This window comes from Nonomuraea guangzhouensis, assembly GCF_019396345.1.
GTDB classification, from domain to species: Bacteria; Actinomycetota; Actinomycetes; order Streptosporangiales; family Streptosporangiaceae; genus Nonomuraea; species Nonomuraea guangzhouensis.
Genome location: NZ_JAHKRM010000121.1, coordinates 1 through 629, shown reverse-complemented (window position 1 = coordinate 629; position 629 = coordinate 1). Strand labels below are relative to the sequence as shown.

The window sequence follows — 629 nt, the reverse complement described above, 5'->3', positions numbered from 1 at the left end:
CTGTTCCGGTTCGTGGCCGGGCTCGGCCTCGGCGGCGTCGTGCCCACCGCCATCGCGCTCACCGTCGAGTACGCGCCCGCACACCGGCGCAACCTGTACAACGCCCTGATGTACTCGGGCTACTCGGTCGGCGGCATCCTGGCGGCGCTGCTCGCGCTGATGCTGCTGGCCGAGCACGGCTGGCGGCCGATGTTCTGGATCGGCGCCGCCCCGATCGTTCTGGTCCTGCCGCTCGCCCTCCGCTACCTGCCCGAGTCGGCCGGGTTCCTGCTCGCCCGGGGCCGCCGCGCCGAGGCCGAGGCGCTGGCCTCCCGCTACGGGCTCGTCCTCGACGAGATCGCCGAAGACGAGGCCGCGCGGGCCCCGCAAGAGCAGGCGACGCGCACCCGATCGATTGCCGTGCTCTTCCGGCGCGATGTCCTGGCGGCCACCCTGCTCTTCGGCGCGGCCAGTTTCTGCGGCCTGCTCCTGGTCTACGGTCTCAACACCTGGCTGCCGCAGATCATGCGCCAGGCCGGCTACCCGCTCGGCTCCTCACTGCAGTTCCTCCTCGTGCTCAACCTGGGCGCGATCGTCGGCACCATCATGGTGTCCTTCCTCGCCGACCGTTTCGGCTCGAAGATCGTCAC

1 protein-coding gene is annotated in these 629 nt (G+C 71.1%); it reads left to right on the top strand.

What is annotated here, in order from left to right; genetic code table 11:
- Window positions 1-629 (top strand): MFS transporter (locus tag KME78_RS63695; RefSeq protein ID WP_219539965.1); only part of this gene is annotated, 629 nt, incomplete at both ends.